The sequence below is a fragment of the Streptomyces taklimakanensis genome (assembly GCF_009709575.1).
In the GTDB taxonomy this organism is placed as follows: Bacteria; Actinomycetota; Actinomycetes; order Streptomycetales; family Streptomycetaceae; genus Streptomyces; species Streptomyces taklimakanensis.
The window spans coordinates 4,025,688-4,043,415 of the sequence record NZ_WIXO01000001.1; the positions used below are offsets into that span (position 1 = coordinate 4,025,688).

Sequence of the window (17,728 nt, forward strand, 5' to 3'; positions counted from 1 at the left end):
GGCCGTACCCGACCGGCCGGGCGACTCGGGCCTTCCTGTCAGGCCTTCTTGGTCTCCCAGAAGATCTTGTCGATCTCGGCGATGTAGTCCAGCAGCTTCTGGCCCGTCGCCGGGTCGGTGGAGGCCTTGGCGGCCGAGGCGGCCTTCAGGGCGTCGTTCACCAGCTGGTGGAGTTGCGGGTACTTCTCGAAGTGCGGAGCCTTGAAGTAGTCGCTCCACAGCACCGAGATGTGGTGCTTGGCGAGCTCGGCCCGCTGCTCCTTGATGTACGTCGCACGGGCCCGGTAGTGCGGGTCGTCGTTGGCCTGGTACTTCTCCTGGATGGCCTTGACCGACTCGGCCTCCACACGGGCCTGGGCGGGGTCGTAGACGCCGCAGGGAAGGTCACAGTGGGCGCTGACCTTCACCTTCGGGGCGAACAGGCGGGAGAGCATGAGAGCTGTCCTTCCTCGTGATCGTCTTCTCGCATGTGAGATTACTCCGTGCGGAACGCCTTTTCGCGTGTGCCCCCGTGCGCCTGGGACAAAAGTCCGATCGGTACGGGGAGGGAGGACGGAGGACGCCGGTGACGACCGGACGCGGAGACGAGGACCGGAGGTGCCGCTGATGCCGGAGCGGGTGGACGACCAGGAGGACCGCGGGCTGCTGCGGATCGGGCTGGCCGAGGTCTACAACCCGTCGATGGAGCCGGCGCTGCGCCCCGGCGACCTGCTGGTGGTGCGCTACGGGGGAGTGGTGCGCCCCGGGCACGTGGTGGTGGTGCGGCACCCCTTCCAGCACGACCTGTTGATCGTCAAGCGTGTTGTGGAGCGACGCGCGGGCGGTTGGTGGGTGCAGGGCGACAACCCGTCCGTGCGCAACGACAGCCGTGAGTTCGGGGTGGTGCCCGACGATCTCGTGGTGGCGCGCGCGTGGGTGCGGCTGCGACCCCTGCGGCGGGTTCAGCGCACCCCCGGCGCGCTGCTCGGCTGGGTCTTCTCGGCGGTGTGGCCGCTGCCCTCCAGGCGCTTGCGGGCCCGGTAGGCGGCGACGTTGGCGCGGGTGGCGCAGCGGTCCGAGCAGTAGCGCCGGGACCGGTTGGTCGAGGTGTCCAGGTAGGCGTTGCGGCAGGGGTCGGCCCGGCAGATGCCCAGCCGTTCCACGCCCAGGTCGGTGAGGTGGAAGGCCAGTCCCATGCAGGCGACGGCCGCGTAACCGGCCGTGGCGTTGGCGGGGTGGTCGGCGAGGTGCATGTGCCAGCGCGGCCGGCCGTCGTCGTCCAGGTGGTCGTGGCCGGAGATCTGCGGACTGGCCGGGTACTCCAGCAGCAGGGCGTTGAGCAGGTCCACGGCCCCGACCTCGTCGCCCTCGGAGGCCGCCGTGAAGACCGCGCGCAGTCGTGTGCGGACGTTCCGCAACCTGGTGACGTCGGCCTCGGTGGCGCGGCGCGCGGCGGCCTGTCCCGGGCCGAAGAGGGCGCGCACGGCGTCGACGGAGGTGAGCGTGTCCTCCCCGCGCTGGGGTTGCTCGGTGTTGACCAGGCGTACGGCGTAGTCCGAGTAATAGTTCAGTTCCACTTGTGATCCTTACGGATGCGCTCTATGGTCGTGGCTGTGGCGGGTAAGGGTCCTTATCCGTACAAGGCTATTACTCATACGGGAGGCAGGGGGTCGCCATGACCGGAACGGGCACGGCCGCGCACACCGACTGGCAGAGGTGGCAGGCCGACTGGGACCGGCAGCAGGAGTGGTACCTGCCCGACCGCGAGGAGCGCTTCAGGGCGATGCTCGACGCGGTCGAGGCGCTGGTCGGACCCGAGCCGAAGGTACTGGACCTGGCGTGCGGCACGGGCAGCATCTCCGACCGTCTGCTGAGGAGGTTCCCGAAGGCCACCGCCACCGGGATCGACCTCGACCCGGCCCTGCTGACCATCGCGCGCGGCCACTTCGCCGACGACCCCCGGGCGGAGTTCGTCCGCGCCGACCTGCGCGACGCGCGGTGGACGGACGCGCTGCCGCACCGCGCGTACGACGCCGTGCTCACCAGTACCGCGCTGCACTGGCTGCGCTCGGACGAGCTGCGGACGCTCTACGGGCGGATCGCGGGCGTGGTGCGTCAGGGCGGTGTCTTCGCCAACGCCGACCACATGCCCGACGACACCACCCCCCGGATCAACGAGGCCGTGAACGCCTTCCACCGGGCGCGGCGCGAGCGCGAGAAGGCCGAGGGCAGGCAGGACTGGGCGGACTGGTGGAAGGCGGCCGCCGCGGACCCGGCGCTGGCCGAGCCGACCGCCGAACGCTTCCGCATCTTCGGCAACCCGGCGGAGGGAGACCACGCCGACGGCGAGACGCAGCCCGTCGCCTGGCACGTCGCCTCGCTGCGGGCGGCGGGCTTCGCCGAGGCCCGCACGGTGTGGGCCTCGGCGGCCGACGCCATGGTGCTCGCCCTGCGGTGAGGGCCCGCCGGGAGCGCCCCGGAGCGGACCGCGGGACGGCCCGGGGCGCTCCCGGGCCGGGAACCCACTCGGCCGCGGGGGCGGCACGGAGCCGGCTGCCCACCGTTCCGCGCCGCCCCCGCGGCCGTTCATGCCGTTCCTCGTGGGCCCGCGCTCAGCGCCGCGCCACGCCCTCCGCGCGCGCGGCGGCGGCCACGGCCGCGGTGACGGCCGGGGCGACGCGCTCGTCGAACGGCGAGGGGATCACGCACGCGGCGCTCAGCTCGTCGGCGACCACCGAGGCCAGTGCCTCGGCGGCGGCCAGCTTCATGCCCTCGGTGATGCGCGAGGCCCGCACCTGCAGGGCGCCCGCGAAGATGCCGGGGAAGGCCAGCACGTTGTTGATCTGGTTCGGGTAGTCGCTGCGGCCGGTGGCGACGACCGAGGCGTACTTGTGGGCGACGTCCGGGTGGATCTCGGGGTCGGGGTTGGCCATGGCGAAGACGAACGCGTCCTTCGCCATGCTCGCCACGGCCTCCTCGGGAACGGTGCCGCCGCTGACGCCGATGAAGACGTCGGCGCCCGCCAGCGCCGTCCCCAGCGATCCGGTCAGTCCCGTCTTGTTGGTGAAGCCCGCCAGTTCCCGCTTGACGTCGGTGAGGTCGGTGCGGTCGGGGGAGACGACACCCTTGCGGTCGCAGACCGCCACGTCACCGATGCCCGCCTCGATCAGGATCCGGGCGATGGCGACACCGGCCGCGCCCGCTCCGGAGATGACGACGCGCAGCTCGCCCAGTGCCACGCCCCGCAGTCGGGCGGCGTTGCGCAGGGCGGCGAGCGTGACCACGGCGGTGCCGTGCTGGTCGTCGTGGAAGACCGGGATGTCCAGGCGCTCCTGGAGCCTGCGCTCGATCTCGAAGCAGCGGGGCGCGGAGATGTCCTCCAGGTTGACGCCGCCGAAGGAGGGCGCCATGCGGACGACGGTCTCCACGATCTCGTCGACGTCCCGGCACTCCAGGGCGATCGGGACCGCGTCCACACCGCCGAACTGCTTGAAGAGGATCGCCTTGCCCTCCATCACCGGCAGGGACGCCCGCGGGCCGATGTCGCCCAGGCCCAGCACCGCGGTGCCGTCCGTGACGACCGCGACGACCTGGGACTTCCAGGTGTAGTCGTGGACCAGCTCCGGCTGCTCGGCGATGGCGCTGCACACCTTGGCCACACCCGGCGTGTAGGCCAGGGAAAGGTCGTCCGCGTCACGCACCGGCACGGTCGCCCGGACCGCCATCTTGCCGCCGCGGTGCAGAGCGAAGGCCGGATCGATGGCCGGCTCGACGCCGTCGCCCAGCTCGCTCTCGGAATTGACGATCTCTGCTGCCACTGTTTGACCCCTTCGGTGAAAAATCTGTAGAGGGCGACCGCGTCCTGGTCGAGGAGCGGGCGGGCACCACGTCCGCTGCCCGTCCGGTGGTTGGGCCACCGTCCGGGGGAGGAACGGACGCCGGGCGCGCCGCACACGCGCCCAGGTCCCCGGGTGAGGGGTGTAACTGTTCTTTCTACCGGATGAGCGCTACCGCGCACGAATGTCTTTCGCTTCGCTCGCGGCCTCACCGGGCGTCCCGGGTGTGGTCGTGTCGGACAAAATGCCTGGGTGAAGAAGGGAAGTCCGTCCGACACACGGGAGGAACGTGATGAAACTCTCCCCCGTCGACGCTTCTCGGTGTTCGAGCGGACGGAGCGGAGGGACCGGACGACGCACACAAACGACGTCCGATGATCGTTGCCGGATGCCCGTTATCCGATTTTGACCTGGTTGCCATCCTGGGCCCCGGCGTCCGGATGGCAAGATTCCCCTCGTCACACGATGCCGCGACACGCCTGGGCGTGCCCGGCGCACCGGACACTCCACTCACCCAGCAGGAGGACCCCTCATGACCGCACGCACCACCCGCCCCCTGCCTCCGGTGGACGGCTCCCCGAGGCCCTCCGCCCGTCGGCGCCTGGCCGCGGTAGGAGCGCTCGCGGTGGCCGGCTCCCTCCTGCTGACCGCCTGCGGCGACCAGACCGACGGCGGCGGCGAGGAGGGCGGCGGCGACACCAAGGCCAAGGAGTCCGCCGCCCCGCTGTTCGACAAGCTCCCCCAGAGGATCCAGGACGCGGGCGTCATCAAGGTCGGCTCGGACATCGCCTACGCGCCGGTCGAGTTCTACGACGAGAACGACGAGATCGCCGGCATCGACCCCGACCTGGCCGAGGCCCTGGAGAAGCAGCTCGGCGTCGAATTCGAGTTCGGCAACGGCACCTTCGACGGACTGATCACGGGCCTGAACTCCGGCCGCCACGACATCATCATGTCGGCGATGACCGACACCAAGCAGCGCCAGGAGGGCCTGGACGACAAGGGCGAGAAGGTCGGCGAGGGCGTCGACTTCGTCGACTACTTCCGGGCCGGCTCCTCGATCCTGGTCAAGAAGGGGAACCCGGAGGGCATCAAGTCCCTGGAGGACCTCTGCGGCGAGACCGTCGCGCTCCAGCGGGGCACGGCGAACGAGGAGCTCGCCGAGGCGCAGAGCGAGAAGTGCGACAAGCCGATCGAGATCCTCGCCTTCGACAAGGACACCGAGGCGCTGCTCCAGGTCAAGCAGGGCCGTGCGGTCGCCGACATCAACGACTACCCGGTCGCCGCCTACAACGCCAAGACCTCCGGCGGCGGCAACGACTTCGAGGTCGTCGGCGACCAGATCGACGCCGCCCCCTACGGCATCGCCGTCGGCAAGGAGGACACCCAGCTGCGCGACGCCATCAAGGCAGCCGTCGACGCCATCATCGACAACGGCGAGTACCAGAAGGTGCTGGAGAAGTGGGAGGTCACCAACGCGGCGGTCGAGGAGGCCACCATCAACGGCGGCAAGTGAGCCGTACCGGACCCACAGCTCCACAGCAAAGGTAACTCTCCGTGTCCGAACCCGAAGACAAGACCCCGACCCCGGCGGTCCCCCTCACCAAGGACGATGCCGGGGCGGACGGAGCGGGACCGGTGGCCAAGAGCTCCCCGCTCCCGCCCGAGGCCGTCAAGGCCATCCCGGTACGCCACTACGGCCGCTGGATAAGCGCCGCGATCGTGCTCGTCCTGTTCGGCATGGTGGTGGCGGCCTTCGTCAACGCCGACATCACCTGGCCGACGGTGGGCCGCTACCTCAACCACGAGACGATCCTCACCGGTGCGATCAACACCTTGTGGATCACCCTGCTCGCCATGCTCCTGGGCGTGGTGCTCGGCACGGTCCTCGCGGTGATGCGGCTCTCGAAGAACCCGGTGATGTCGTCCGTCGCCTGGGGCTACATCTGGGTCTTCCGCGGCACTCCCGTCCTGGTGCAGCTGCTGATCTGGTACAACCTGGCGGTGGTCTTCCCGATCCTGGACCTCGGCTTCTACCGCGACGAGATGAACGACGTGATGACGCCGTTCCTCGCCGCGCTGCTGGGCCTGGGCCTGAACGAGGCCGCCTACATGGCCGAGATCAGCCGAGCGGGCATCCAGTCGGTGGACGAGGGACAGACCGAGGCGGCCCACGCGCTCGGCATGACCGGTGCCCGCACCATGCGCCGCATCGTGCTGCCGCAGGCCATGCGGGTCATCATCCCGCCGACCGGCAACGAGTTCGTCAACATGCTCAAGACCTCGTCGCTGGCCTACGCCATCCAGTACAGCGAACTGCTGTTCTCCGCCACCAGGATCTCCTCGCGCAACCTGGAGGCGATGGAGCTGCTGCTGGTGGCGACCATCTGGTACCTGCTGCTCACCACGGTCTTCAGCGTCTGCCAGTACTACCTGGAGCGCCACTTCCAGCGGGGGGCCGCCCGCGAACTGCCGCCCACCCCGTGGCAGCGGGTGAGGAAGAGCCTCACCTCGTTCCGCACGCCGAGCCAGGTGGGAGGGAAGACGGTATGACCACCTCGAAGGAGACCGCCGCGACGGTCCCGATGGTGAAGGCCGAGGGGGTCCACAAGTCCTTCGGTCACGCCCACATCCTCAAGGGCATCGACCTGGAGGTCGCCCCGGGCGAGGTGTTCTGCCTGGTCGGCCCGTCCGGCTCCGGCAAGTCCACCTTCCTGCGCTGCATCAACCACCTGGAGAAGATCAGTGCCGGGCGGCTGTCGGTCGACGGACGCCTCGTCGGCTACCGGCAGAAGGGCGACAAGCTCTACGAGCTCAAGGAGCGCGAGGTCGCCGCCCAGCGCCGCGACATCGGCATGGTCTTCCAGCGCTTCAACCTCTTCCCGCACATGACGGCGGTGGAGAACGTCATGGAGGCGCCGATCCAGGTCAAGGGCGAGTCCAAGGCGGAGGCCCGGGAGCGGGCCATGAAGCTGCTGGAGCGCGTCGGGCTCGGCAACCGGACCGACAACTACCCCTCCCAGCTCTCCGGCGGCCAGCAGCAGCGCGTGGCCATCGCCCGCGCGCTGGCCATGGAGCCCAAGCTGATGCTCTTCGACGAGCCCACCTCGGCGCTCGACCCGGAGCTGGTCGGCGAGGTGCTGGACGTCATGCGCGGTCTCGCCGAGGACGGCATGACGATGATCGTCGTCACCCACGAGATGGGCTTCGCCCGGGAGGTCGGCGACTCGCTGGTCTTCATGGACGACGGTGTGGTCGTCGAGTCCGGCCACCCGCGGGACGTGCTGACCGACCCGCAGCACGAGCGGACGAAGGCGTTCTTGTCCAAGGTGCTCTGAGAGGCCCGCGACCGTCCACGGGGGCGGTGGGACGTCCCGAGGGGGAGGACCCACCGCCCCCGTCCCGCGGTGCCGTCGTCTGCCGTCACCTGCCGCCGGCGTGCCAGTCGGCGGCGCGTGTCACACCGTCGTACGGTTCCGCCGCGTCACCGCTCGTCCTAGGGTCGGATCATGTTTGCTGCCTATGCCGCGCGTATCGACCGTGATCAGCCGCTGAACGGACTCGAGCTGGGCGAACGTCCGGAGCCGGACGTTCCAGTGGGGTGGACGACCGTCGACGTCAAGGCGGCCTCCCTCAACCACCACGACCTGTGGTCCCTGCGCGGGGTCGGCCTGGGCGAGGACTCCCTGCCGATGATCCTCGGCTGTGACGCGGCCGGGGTGGACGCCGACGGCAACGAGGTCGTGCTGCACTCGGTGATCGGCGCGACCGGACACGGCGTCGGACCGCGCGAGAGGCCCTCGATCCTCACCGAGAAGTACCAGGGCACGTTCGCCGAGCGGGTCGCCGTGCCGCAGTGGAACGTCCTGCCCAAACCGAGGGAACTCTCCTTCGAGGAGGCCGCCTGCCTGCCGACGGCATGGCTGACCGCCTACCGGATGCTGTTCACGGGCGCCGGGGTGCGCCCCGGCGACTCGGTGCTGGTGCAGGGCGCGGGCGGCGGCGTCGCCACCGCCGCCATCGTGCTCGGGGCCGCGGCGGGCCTGCGGATTTTCGCCACCAGCCGCGACGAGACCAAGCGCAGGCGGGCCGAGGAACTGGGCGCCGAGGCCGCGTTCGAGAGCGGCGCGCGACTGCCGCACCGGGTGGACGCGGTGATCGAGACGGTGGGCGCCGCCACCTGGTCCCACTCGGTGAAGTCGCTCAAGCCCGGCGGCACCCTCGTCATCTCGGGCGCCACCAGCGGACCGAACCCGCCCGCCACCGAGCTGAACCGCATCTTCTTCCTGGAGCTGAAGGTGGTGGGTTCCACGATGGGCTCCAAGGAGGAGCTGACCTCGCTGCTGAGCTTCTGCGCGGCCAAGGGCGTCCGGCCGGTGATCGACTCCGTGTTGCCGCTGGACCGGGCCCGCGAGGGCTTCGAGAAGATGGCGAGCGGCGACCTCTTCGGAAAGGTCGTCCTGACCGTCTGACGGCTCGGCGGTCCGGTGCCCCCGGCCCCGCGACGACCGCGGGGCCGGGGCCGGGAGGGCCCTTTCGGGCCGCTACTCCTCCGTCCGGGAGCGCAGCATCGTGACCAGGTGGGTCGCCGCCGCGGCCAGGTGGTGGCGGGCCTCCCGCAGCTCCTCCTCGCCGACCCCGTGGTCGCGGGCGGCGTCGCGCACGTCGTCGCGGAAGCCGTCCAGCAGCCGCTCCAGATCGCGCAGCGGATCGCCGGACGGCTCGGCGGGCTCCTCGGCCCAGCCCGGCACCGGCCCCTCGGGCCGCGCGTACGGCGGTCGGGGCGCGGCGCGGTCGGCGTCCCGCCCCGGGCCGCTCGCGCCCTCCCCGCCGCCCGGAGTCCCCGAGCCGCCGCGGCCGGCCGGCTCACCCAGCCCGCCGAGCGCACCCAGATGCCTGCTCAGCTCCGACATGCCCGCGCGCACCGCGCCCTGCCAGTCGCCCTGCCGGGCCCGTGACTGCACCTGCTCCTGGACCTGCCGGGCGATGCGCTGCGCCTCCTGCCGAGCCTCGTCCCGGGCCCGGCGGGCCTGGTGCGCCTGGAGCCGGGCCTGCTGTGCCTCCTGCCGCGCGCGGCGGGCCTGCTCCCTCCACTGCTCCCCGGCGCGGCGCAGCTCCTCCTTGGCGGCCCGCACGGCCTCCTTGTCCGCCCAGGGGCCCTGGAAGGCGGCCTCCCAGCCGGAGAAGGGGTCGCCGTCCCCGGTGCCGCGGTTCCGTCGGGCCTCCTCGCGCACCTCGCGGCGTAGGTCGCCGGCGGCGCCGCTGACGTCCTCACGGATGTCGGCGGCCAGGGCCGCCAGCGACTCGTGGATCTCCCGTTCCAACTCCGTCAGCTCCTCGTGCCGGTCGGTCAGCTCCTCGCGTCCGGCGTCGGTGAGCGAGTAGACCTTGCGGCCGCCCTCGGTGGTGTGGCGGACCAGCCCCTCGGCCTCCAGCTTGGCCAGCCGGGGGTAGACCGTGCCGGCGGAGGGCGCGTACAGCCCCTGGAAGCGCTCCTCCAGCAGCCGGATCACCTCGTAGCCGTGGCGGGGCGCCTCGGAGAGCAGTTTCAACAGGTACAGGCGCAGTCGGCCGTGGGCGAAGACGGGAGGCATGTCACACGTCCTTGTGAAGGGAGGGGGGCGTCGTCGGAACCGTGGTGTCGCCGTCGCCACCGGTACCGCCGGCGCCCGGGGAGCCGGGAGGCCCGTCGTGGGGATCGTCCGCCGGGGGACGGCGCAGCAGGGCGATCGAGCCGGAGACGGTGACCGCTCGCAGCCGCCCGCTGCCCGCGCCGAGGGTGCCGGTGATCCGCTTGGTGCCCCACTGCCCGGTCACCCGCAGGTCGTCGAAGGCGCAGGAGACGGCGCCACCGGCGGTGTTCGCCTCGACCACGGTGTCGGACGGCTGGGGCAGCCGGATGGCGATCTCGCCCGAGACGGAGCCGAGGCGGATGTCCGGGGCTCGATCCCCCCGCGGCTTCCCCCGCGCCGGAGCGAGGTCGAGCACCATGGCGCCGTTGACCGTGTCGGCCCGTACCGACGCGCCGCCGTCGACGACCGTCAGATCGCCGGAGACGGAGCCGAACCGCAGGTCGCCCGTGACACCCTGCGCCTCCACGGCCCCGGAGACCGTCTCGGCCCGCACCGGGCCCGCCAGCCCCGCCAGGGTGACACCGCCGGAGACCCCCCGCACATGGGTGCGCCCCTCGACGCCGGTGACGACCGCGTCGGCCCCCACCACACCGACCTCGACCCGTTCCACCCGGGCGGGCACGGCGACCGACACGTCGGCGGTGCGCTGCCACCCCGTGCGGTCGAGCAGGCCGAGGAAGTCCTTCCAGGGCAGGTCGTCGTAGGCGACGGTGAGGACGCCGTCCTCCAGGGTGACGATCAGCGGGGGGCCGCTCAGGGCGCCGACCTCCAGCCGGACGCCGGGCGCGTCGCTCCCGACGACGTTCACCGTGCCGTCCACGACGCGTACGCGCAGCGTGTGGACCTCCTCGTCCAGGTCGAGCCTGCGCGGCTCGTCGACGGACCACTGGGACCGATGTGACACGGCGGCCTCCCCTGCCTCGACACACGACGACATATCGTGTCTCTGTCCCAACACGATATATCGCGGTGGCCGCACGTCAAGAAGGCGCGGCTCGGCAACTCCGGACGGGGTGGGGAGGGAGACGGGAACGGGGGAGGCCGCCGCCGGTCACTCGTCCTCGTCGTCCAGGCGTGCCAGCCAGGTCGCGAGCCGCTCGACGGGCACCTCGAAGTCCGGGTTGAGGTCGACGAACGTCCTCAGCTGTTCGGCGAGCCACTCGAAGGTGATCTCCTCCTCGCCGCGCCGCTGCGCCAGTTCCTCGATGCCGCGGTCGGTGAAGTACATGCGTGCTCCCGTTCGATGGTCGGGGGTCGGGGGTCGGGGGTCGGTGGACGGTTCGGGCGGTGTCACGGGCGTGGGGCCCGTACCGTCGCACGACGGTACGGGCCCCACGGAGCCCACGGCCGCCGACCGCCCGGGCGGGGCGTGGCGGCGCGGCCGGTCAGAGGTCGAAGACCTCGTTGATCAGCTGCTGCTGCTCGGCCTGGTGGCGCTTGGCCGACCCGACCGCCGGCGACGAGGACGACGGACGCGACACACGGCGCAGCCGGTCCGCGTTCGGAGCCGTCCCCGAGCCGATGAACAGGTCGAGGTGGTCCACCAGGTTGAGCGCGATGAACGGCCAGGCACCCTGGTTGGCCGGCTCCTCCTGGGCCCAGACGATCGTCTCCGCGGCGCTGTAGCGGGCCATCTCCGCCTGGATCTCCTGGCTGGGCAGCGGGTACAGCCGCTCCAGCCGGATGATCGCGGTGTCGGTCACGCCCCGCTTGCTCCGCTCCGCGGCCAGGTCGTAGTAGACCTTGCCGGAGCAGAAGACGACCTTGCGGACCTGGGCCGGATCCACCGAGGCGTCACCGATGACGGGTCGGAAACCGCCGGAGGTGAACTCCGCGGCCTTGGAGGTCGCCGCCTTGAGCCGGAGCATCGACTTCGGGGTGAAGACGACCAGCGGCTTGTGGTGCGGGTTGTGGACCTGCCAGCGCAGCAGGTGGAAGTAGTTCGACGGCAGGGTCGGCATCGCGACCGTCATGCTGTTCTGCGCGCACAGTTGGAGGAAGCGCTCGATCCGGGCCGAGGAGTGGTCCGGGCCCTGGCCCTCGTAGCCGTGCGGCAGCAGCAGCGTGACGCCGGAGGTCTGGCCCCACTTCTGCTCGGCCGAGGAGATGAACTCGTCCACCACCGTCTGCGCGCCGTTGACGAAGTCGCCGAACTGCGCCTCCCACATCACCAGCGCCTCGGGACGGGCCAGGGAGTAGCCGTACTCGAAGCCCATCGCCGCGTACTCGCTCAGCAGCGAGTCGTAGACGTTGAAGCGAGCCTGGTCCTCGGAGAGGTACAGCAGCGGGGTGTAGTCCTCGCCGGTGTTCTGGTCGATGAGGACCGCGTGGCGCTGGCCGAAGGTGCCGCGGCGCGAGTCCTGGCCGGCCAGTCGGACGGGGACGCCCTCCATCAGCAGCGAGCCGATGGCCAGCGTCTCGCCCATGCCCCAGTCGATCCTGTCCTCCTCCACCATCGCCGCGCGGCGCTGGAGCTGCGGCAGCAGCCTGGGGTGGACGGTGATCCGCTCGGGCAGGTTGACCTGGGAGGCCGCGATCCGCTTGACGACCTCCTGGCTGACACCGGTCTCCACCGAGACCGGGAACTCCGCCCGCGGCGGCTCGGACTCGGTCGGAGCCGGGGTGTTGGCGGCCTCCCGGACCTCGGTGAAGACCTTCTCCAACTGCCCCTGGAAGTCCTGGAGGGCCTGCTCGGCCTCCTCCAGCGTGATGTCGCCCCGGCCGATCAGCGACTCGGTGTAGAGCTTGCGCACCGAGCGCTTCTTGTCGATCAGGTCGTACATCAGCGGCTGGGTGAAGGACGGGTTGTCGGTCTCGTTGTGCCCGCGGCGGCGGTAGCAGATGAGGTCGATCACCACGTCCTTGTTGAACGCCTGGCGGAACTCGAAGGCCAGCCGCGCCACGCGGACGCAGGCCTCCGGGTCGTCGCCGTTGACGTGGAAGACCGGCGCCTCGATCATCCGCGCCACGTCGGTGGCGTACATCGAGGAGCGCGCCGACTCCGGCGGGGCGGTGAAACCGACCTGGTTGTTGATGACCACGTGCACGGTGCCGCCGGTGCGGTAGCCGCGCAGCTGCGACATGTTGAGCGTCTCGGCCACCACGCCCTGGCCCGCGAAGGCCGCGTCGCCGTGGAGCTGGACCGGCAGGACGGTGAAGTCGGTGCCGCCCTTGCCGATGATGTCCTGCTTGGCGCGGGCCACCCCTTCCACGACCGGGTCCACGGCCTCCAGGTGGGAGGGGTTGGCGGTGAGCGAGACCTTGATCTTCTCGCCGTCCAGGCCGGTGAAGGTGCCCTCGGCGCCCAGGTGGTACTTCACGTCGCCGGAGCCGTGCATCGACTTCGGGTCGAGGTTGCCCTCGAACTCGCGGAAGATCTGGGCGTAGGACTTGCCGACGATGTTGGCCAGCACGTTCAGGCGGCCGCGGTGGGCCATGCCGATGACGACCTCGTCCAGCCGCGCCTCGGCGGCGGCGTCGAGCACGGCGTCCAGCAACGGGATGACGGACTCGCCGCCCTCCAGCGAGAACCGCTTCTGGCCGACGTACTTGGTCTGCAGGAAGACCTCGAACGCCTCGGCCGCGTTGAGCCGGCGCAGGATGCGCAGCTGCTCGTCACGGGCCGGCGAGGCGTGCGGGCGCTCGACACGGTCCTGGATCCACTTGCGCTGCTTGGGGTCCTGGATGTGCATGTACTCGATGCCGGTGGTGCGGCAGTACGAGTCGCGCAGCACGCCCAGGATGTCGCGCAGCTTCATCACCGACTTGCCGGCGAAGCCCCCGACGGCGAACTCCCGCTCCAGGTCCCACAGGGTGAGCCCGTGCTCGGTGATGTCCAGGTCGGGGTGCTTGCGCTGCTTGTACTCCAACGGGTCGGTGTCGGCCATGACGTGGCCCCGGACCCGGTAGGAGTGGATCAGGTCGAAGACGCGCGCGGCCTTGGTGACGTCGTCGTCGTGGCTGACGTCGATGTCGCGGAGCCAGCGGACCGGCTCGTAGGGGATCCGCAGCGCCTCGAAGATCTCGTCGTAGAAGTTGTCCTCGCCCAGCAGCAGCTGGTGCATGATCCGCAGGAACTCGCCGGAGGCGGCCCCCTGGATCACGCGGTGGTCGTAGGTGCTGGTGAGCGTCATGACCTTGGAGACGCCCAGCTTGTTCAGGGTGTCCTGCGAGGTGCCCTGGAACTCCGCCGGGTACTCCATCGCGCCGACGCCGAGGATGAGGCCCTGGCCGGGCATCAGGCGCGGCACCGAGTGGACGGTGCCGATGCCGCCGGGGTTGGTCAGCGACGCGGTGACCCCGGTGAAGTCCTCCATCGTCAGCTTGTTGTTCCGGGCGCGACGGACGATGTCCTCGTACGCCTGCCAGAACTCGAAGAAGGTGAGCGTCTCGGCCTTCTTGATGCCGGCCACGACGAGCTGGCGCTCACCGCCCGGCTTCACCAGGTCGATGGCCAGGCCCAGGTTGACGTGGTCGGGCTTGACCAGCGTCGGCTTGCCGTCCCTCTCGGTGTAGGAGTGGTTCATCGACGGCATCGCCTTGAGCGCCTTGACCATGGCGTAGCCGATCAGGTGCGTGAAGGACACCTTGCCGCCGCGGGCGCGCTTGAGGTGGTTGTTGATGACGATGCGGTTGTCGACGAGCAGCTTCACCGGGATCGCGCGCACCGAGGTGGCGGTGGGCAGCTCCAGCGAGGCGTTCATGTTCCGGGCGACCGCGGCGGACGGACCGCGCAGCGGCACGTACTCGGGCCCGGTGCTCTCGGTCTTCGCCGGCTCGGCCTGGGCGGCCGGCTTCGGCTTCTCGGCCGCGGATCCGGCGGGTTCGGCCTGGGCGGCCGGCTTCGGCTTCCCGGGCGCGGGGGCCTCGGGCTTCGTCGGGGCCGGCGCGCTCTGGGCCGCGGCCTCGCCCTCGGCGGGAGCCTGCGCCCGCGGCGGGGTCTGGGGCCGGGTCTCGCTCCGGGGCCGGGCCTGGGGCTCCGCGGGCTTCGACGTGGTGGGGGCCGCGGCTCCTCCGGCGGCCTGTCCCGGCTTGTAGTCGGCGAAGAAGTCCCACCAGGCCCGATCCACGGAGTTCGGGTCCTGGAGGTACTGCTGGTAGATCTCGTCGACGAGCCACTCGTTGGCACCGAACCCGGCGGCGGGACTCTTCCCCTGCCCGTCCTGGTCGGTCGTGGGGGACCCTCCCGGCCGGAGGCTGGAGGAGCTCGAAGTCTTGGGGGCCTGTGGCGACACGGCGGCAACCGCCCTCTTCCGCTTACCTGTGTGGGTGGACAGCAGAAATAAAGGCTACGCTCCCCGGCCCGTTCGGTGCAGTCGGCATGGTGTTTGCGTCGCCTAAGTCACATTCGACAGTGCGTTTCGGCGCTTTCTTTGGCGGGAAACACACCTGGTTTGACGGAATCCGGCATGAACGGACCCAGGGAGCGGGCCGGTGCCTCGCTCCCTCACGTCCCGACACCTCGAACCCTACGTCAACCCCACTGCGGAGGGATCGCCGGGAAGGGTGACGAGGATTCGGCAGCCACGCGGGGATTCGGCCACCCGGATCCGGCCGCCGTGCAGATCCACCGCCCAGCGCGCGATGGCCAGCCCCAGCCCCGTGCCGCCGTCGCCGTTCTCGGCCGAGGCGGACCGGCCGAAGCGCTCGAAGACCCGGTCCCGGTCCGCCTCGGGGATCCCCGGCCCCTCGTCCAGCACCTCCAGCGCCAGGCTCAGCGGTGCCCGCCCGGCCCGCGCGCGCACCGTCACCCGACCGTGGGGCGGGCTGTGCTTGACGGCGTTGTCGATCAGGTTGGCGACCACCTGGTGCAGCCGCTCGGTGTCGGCGTACGCGGTCAGGTCCGAGGGGGAGACGTCCAGGTGGAGGTGGACGTCGGTACGGGCGTGGCCCTGGCCCTTGGTCATGTTGGCCTCCTTGAGCACCCCCGCCAGGTACGGCCAGACGTCGAAGCGTCGGGCGTGCAGCGGCACCACGCCGTTGTCGAGCCGGGACAGGTCCAGGAGGTGCTCCACGAGGCGCCCCAGGCGCTCGGTCTGCTCCAACGCGATCTCCATCGTCGCCGGGTCGTCCCTGGAGACCCCGTCGACGACGTTCTCCAGCACCGCGCGCAGCGCCGCGATCGGAGTGCGCAGCTCGTGGGAGACGTTGGCGACCAGCTCCTTGCGGTGCCGGTCGGCGGCCTCCAGGTCGGCGGCCATGCGGTTGAAGGTCGCCGCCAGCTCGCCCAGCTCGTCCTTGCGGTCGACGTGGACCCGGCGGCTGTAGTCACCGCGCGCCATCGAGCGCGCCGCGTCCGCCATCTCGTCCAGCGGCGCCGCCAGGCCGTGGGCCACGAACTGGGTGACCAGCAGCGAGGCGATCACCGCGAGCAGGGCGATGACCCGCATCTCGATCGCCGAGTGGAACGCCACGAGGGTCAGCAGCGTGGTGATGGCCACGGTGGCGATGACCAGCGCGCCCAGCGCGGCCTTGACGGAACGGTTCGGGTCCACGGGCCGCAGGCCCTCCCAGGCGCGGACGCACAGGGACCGCGCCCGGCCCACCACGCCCCTCAGGCCCATTCGGAGGCGGGCGCGGGCGTCTCCAGGGCGTAGCCCACGCCGTGGACCGTGCGTATCCGCTCGGCGCCGATCTTCCGGCGCAGCGCCTTGATGTGGCTGTCGACCGTCCGCGTCCCCGAGGCGTCCGCCCAGTCCCAGACCTCGGCCAGCAACTGTTCGCGCGAGAGGACCGCGCGGGGGGAGTTGGCCAGACAGACCAGCAGGTCGAACTCGGTCGGGGTGAGGTGGACGTCCTTCCCGGAGACCCGCACCCGGCGCTGCGCGTGGTCGATCTCCAACTCGCCCAGCCGCAGCGTGCCCGCGCGTGGCGTGGTGGCGGCGAGCGTGGCCCGTTCCACGCGGCGCAGCAGCACGTGGACGCGGGCGACCAGCTCGCGCATGGAGAACGGCTTGGTCATGTAGTCGTCCGCGCCGACGCCGAGCCCGACCAGCATGTCCGTCTCGTCGTCGCGGGCGGTGAGCATCAACACCGGGACCGGTCGCTGGGCCTGCACCCGGCGGCACACCTCCAGACCGTCGAAGCCCGGCAGCATCACGTCCAGGACCAGCAGGTCGGGCTGCCACACCTCGAAGGCCTCCACCGCCGCCGGACCGTCACCGGCGGTACGGACCTGGAAGCCCTCGGCGCGCAGTCTCGCGGCGATCGCCTCGGTGATCGTCGGGTCGTCCTCCACGATCAGCACCCGGCGCTGGGCGCCCGGGGTGGCCGCGGCGGCGCCGCTGTGGGACTGCGTCGTGTTCCTGTGGTGGTCCATACGTCTCTGCCCTGCCGCTCGGTTTCCTTGCAGCAGCGTAGAGGCCGCCTCCGTGGGATGCTACGCCGGTCGGGTGGCGAGGTGGACCACGTCCGGGACGCCTCGGACGACCGGTACCTCTTCGGTGCGCACTCGCACGAAACCGGCATCGCGGAGGGAATCCTCGAAGTCCGGGGAGGGCCGCGCGGACCACACGGCGAGCACTCCGCCGGGGGTGAGCCGACGGGCGCAGCCGGCCAGACCGGCGGGGGAGTAGAGGGAGCCGTTGTCCTCGGTGACCGTCCAGTCGGGGCCGTTGTCGATGTCCAGGCACAGGGCGTCGTACGGCTCGCCGCCCGCGGTCAGGTGGGTCGGGAGGTCGGCCTGGACGATCCGTACGCGCGGATCGGCCGCGGCGCCCCGCGACACCTCACCGAGCGGACCGTCGCGGTGCCAGTCGATCACGGCCTCCTCCCGCTCGACGACCGTGATGCGGCTCCAGCGGGGCTCGGCCACCGCCTCGGCGAGCGAGAAGCCGACCCCCAGGCCGCCGATCAGCACGGTGGGGTCCGGGCGGGCCCCCGAGGCGTCCAGCTCCGCCAGCGCGGCCCGCACCAGCAACCGCTCGGAGCGACCGTCGGAGGTGTCCATCAGGAAACAGCCGTTGGCGATGATCTGGAGCAGCTCGCCGTGCCGCCGCAGGACGACCTCGCCGTGGGGTCCGTCGCGGCGGTCCAGGACGACGGGCGGCTCGTCGTCGGGCCGGCGCGGGGTGGACGGCGGGGCGGACGGCGGGGTGGAGAGCGCGGACGGCGTCGGACGTGGCGGGGACTGCATGCGGGCCATCCTGCCGTCGCCGACGGGAGGGCGGGGGGTGCGCCCGGCCCCCGGAGGGCGGTCGATCGCTCAGAGCGAACGCGGGTGGGGGAACACACGGCGCGGCCGGGGCATTGTCATGACATTGAGTCCTCCTAACTCAACTT

At 71.3% G+C, this 17,728-nt stretch carries 16 protein-coding genes; 6 read left to right on the top strand and 10 right to left on the bottom strand.

The features are described 5' to 3' along the window. Nucleotides 1-38: 38 nt before the first annotated feature. Nucleotides 39-434, bottom strand: coding sequence for a superoxide dismutase, Ni (gene sodN / locus F0L17_RS17920; protein ID WP_155071866.1), 396 nt, complete (start codon nt 432-434; stop codon nt 39-41). 172 nt (nt 435-606) lie between these two features. On the opposite strand from sodN, the gene sodX reads away from it, so the two are divergent. After that, on the top strand, nt 607-1,023 hold the full coding sequence (sodX, locus tag F0L17_RS17925; protein WP_155071867.1) for a nickel-type superoxide dismutase maturation protease: 417 nt from the start codon (nt 607-609) through the stop codon (nt 1,021-1,023). On the opposite strand, the gene F0L17_RS17930 is transcribed toward sodX, so the two are convergent. Beyond that, nucleotides 942-1,556, bottom strand: a complete 615-nt coding sequence (locus F0L17_RS17930; protein ID WP_162466354.1) for an ABATE domain-containing protein — start codon at nt 1,554-1,556, stop codon at nt 942-944. The genes sodX and F0L17_RS17930 overlap by 82 nt on opposite strands. A gap of 98 nt (nt 1,557-1,654) precedes the next feature. Here F0L17_RS17930 and F0L17_RS17935 point away from each other — a divergent pair, with 98 nt between their 5' ends. After that, on the top strand, nt 1,655-2,437 hold the full coding sequence (locus F0L17_RS17935) for a class I SAM-dependent methyltransferase (RefSeq protein ID WP_155071868.1): 783 nt from the start codon (nt 1,655-1,657) through the stop codon (nt 2,435-2,437). A gap of 154 nt (nt 2,438-2,591) precedes the next feature. Here F0L17_RS17935 and F0L17_RS17940 read toward each other — a convergent pair whose 3' ends face one another. Further along, the gene (locus F0L17_RS17940) at nt 2,592-3,797 is read right to left on the bottom strand and encodes a malic enzyme-like NAD(P)-binding protein (RefSeq protein ID WP_162466355.1); all 1,206 of its coding nucleotides are present in this window, start codon (nt 3,795-3,797) and stop codon (nt 2,592-2,594) included. A gap of 550 nt (nt 3,798-4,347) precedes the next feature. Between F0L17_RS17940 and F0L17_RS17945 the strand changes: the two genes are divergently transcribed. From F0L17_RS17945 to F0L17_RS17960, 4 genes are all read left to right on the top strand, one after another. Then, the gene (locus F0L17_RS17945) at nt 4,348-5,331 is read left to right on the top strand and encodes an ABC transporter substrate-binding protein (RefSeq protein WP_155071869.1); all 984 of its coding nucleotides are present in this window, start codon (nt 4,348-4,350) and stop codon (nt 5,329-5,331) included. 41 nt (nt 5,332-5,372) lie between these two features. Continuing rightward, entirely contained in the window at nt 5,373-6,368 is a 996-nt protein-coding gene (locus tag F0L17_RS17950; RefSeq protein WP_420802432.1) for an amino acid ABC transporter permease, read from the top strand. Beyond that, complete coding sequence (locus F0L17_RS17955; RefSeq protein ID WP_155071870.1) at nt 6,365-7,153, top strand: amino acid ABC transporter ATP-binding protein; 789 nt, start codon at nt 6,365-6,367, stop codon at nt 7,151-7,153. Before F0L17_RS17950 ends, F0L17_RS17955 begins: the two co-directional genes overlap by 4 nt. A gap of 171 nt (nt 7,154-7,324) precedes the next feature. Then, nucleotides 7,325-8,287, top strand: coding sequence for a zinc-binding dehydrogenase (locus tag F0L17_RS17960; RefSeq protein ID WP_155071871.1), 963 nt, complete (start codon nt 7,325-7,327; stop codon nt 8,285-8,287). A gap of 72 nt (nt 8,288-8,359) precedes the next feature. On the opposite strand, the gene F0L17_RS17965 is transcribed toward F0L17_RS17960, so the two are convergent. From F0L17_RS17965 to F0L17_RS17990, 7 genes are all read right to left on the bottom strand, one after another. Then, complete coding sequence (locus tag F0L17_RS17965) at nt 8,360-9,409, bottom strand: helix-turn-helix transcriptional regulator (RefSeq protein ID WP_155071872.1); 1,050 nt, start codon at nt 9,407-9,409, stop codon at nt 8,360-8,362. A gap of 1 nt (nt 9,410) precedes the next feature. Then, nucleotides 9,411-10,352 (bottom strand): DUF4097 family beta strand repeat-containing protein, encoded by a 942-nt coding sequence (locus F0L17_RS17970; RefSeq protein WP_155071873.1) that lies wholly within the window; start codon nt 10,350-10,352, stop codon nt 9,411-9,413. A gap of 147 nt (nt 10,353-10,499) precedes the next feature. Continuing rightward, nucleotides 10,500-10,676, bottom strand: a complete 177-nt coding sequence (locus F0L17_RS27080; RefSeq protein ID WP_202917891.1) for a DUF6104 family protein — start codon at nt 10,674-10,676, stop codon at nt 10,500-10,502. A 157-nt stretch (nt 10,677-10,833) separates the two neighbouring features. Further along, complete coding sequence (locus tag F0L17_RS17975) at nt 10,834-14,682, bottom strand: multifunctional oxoglutarate decarboxylase/oxoglutarate dehydrogenase thiamine pyrophosphate-binding subunit/dihydrolipoyllysine-residue succinyltransferase subunit (RefSeq protein WP_162466356.1); 3,849 nt, start codon at nt 14,680-14,682, stop codon at nt 10,834-10,836. A gap of 234 nt (nt 14,683-14,916) precedes the next feature. Continuing rightward, complete coding sequence (locus F0L17_RS17980) at nt 14,917-16,011, bottom strand: sensor histidine kinase (protein WP_155071875.1); 1,095 nt, start codon at nt 16,009-16,011, stop codon at nt 14,917-14,919. Further along, complete coding sequence (locus F0L17_RS17985; protein ID WP_155071876.1) at nt 16,002-16,766, bottom strand: response regulator transcription factor; 765 nt, start codon at nt 16,764-16,766, stop codon at nt 16,002-16,004. Before F0L17_RS17985 ends, F0L17_RS17980 begins: the two co-directional genes overlap by 10 nt. 60 nt (nt 16,767-16,826) lie before the next feature. After that, nucleotides 16,827-17,582, bottom strand: a complete 756-nt coding sequence (locus F0L17_RS17990) for a spermidine synthase family protein (RefSeq protein WP_238419423.1) — start codon at nt 17,580-17,582, stop codon at nt 16,827-16,829. Between the last annotated feature and the right edge of the window lie 146 nt (nt 17,583-17,728).

What these genes read in the sequence shown, in the direction of transcription:
- sodN (WP_155071866.1), bottom strand. Translation starts at nt 434, where the DNA reads ATGCTCTCCCGCCTGTTCGCCCCGAAGGTGAAGGTCAGCGCCCACTGT.
- F0L17_RS17980 (WP_155071875.1), bottom strand. Translation starts at nt 16,011, where the DNA reads ATGGGCCTGAGGGGCGTGGTGGGCCGGGCGCGGTCCCTGTGCGTCCGC.
- F0L17_RS17945 (WP_155071869.1), top strand. Translation starts at nt 4,348, where the DNA reads ATGACCGCACGCACCACCCGCCCCCTGCCTCCGGTGGACGGCTCCCCG.
- F0L17_RS17955 (WP_155071870.1), top strand. Translation starts at nt 6,365, where the DNA reads ATGACCACCTCGAAGGAGACCGCCGCGACGGTCCCGATGGTGAAGGCC.
- F0L17_RS27080 (WP_202917891.1), bottom strand. Translation starts at nt 10,676, where the DNA reads ATGTACTTCACCGACCGCGGCATCGAGGAACTGGCGCAGCGGCGCGGC.
- sodX (WP_155071867.1), top strand. Translation starts at nt 607, where the DNA reads ATGCCGGAGCGGGTGGACGACCAGGAGGACCGCGGGCTGCTGCGGATC.
- F0L17_RS17935 (WP_155071868.1), top strand. Translation starts at nt 1,655, where the DNA reads ATGACCGGAACGGGCACGGCCGCGCACACCGACTGGCAGAGGTGGCAG.
- F0L17_RS17990 (WP_238419423.1), bottom strand. Translation starts at nt 17,582, where the DNA reads ATGCAGTCCCCGCCACGTCCGACGCCGTCCGCGCTCTCCACCCCGCCG.
- F0L17_RS17965 (WP_155071872.1), bottom strand. Translation starts at nt 9,409, where the DNA reads ATGCCTCCCGTCTTCGCCCACGGCCGACTGCGCCTGTACCTGTTGAAA.
- F0L17_RS17985 (WP_155071876.1), bottom strand. Translation starts at nt 16,766, where the DNA reads ATGGACCACCACAGGAACACGACGCAGTCCCACAGCGGCGCCGCCGCG.
- F0L17_RS17960 (WP_155071871.1), top strand. Translation starts at nt 7,325, where the DNA reads ATGTTTGCTGCCTATGCCGCGCGTATCGACCGTGATCAGCCGCTGAAC.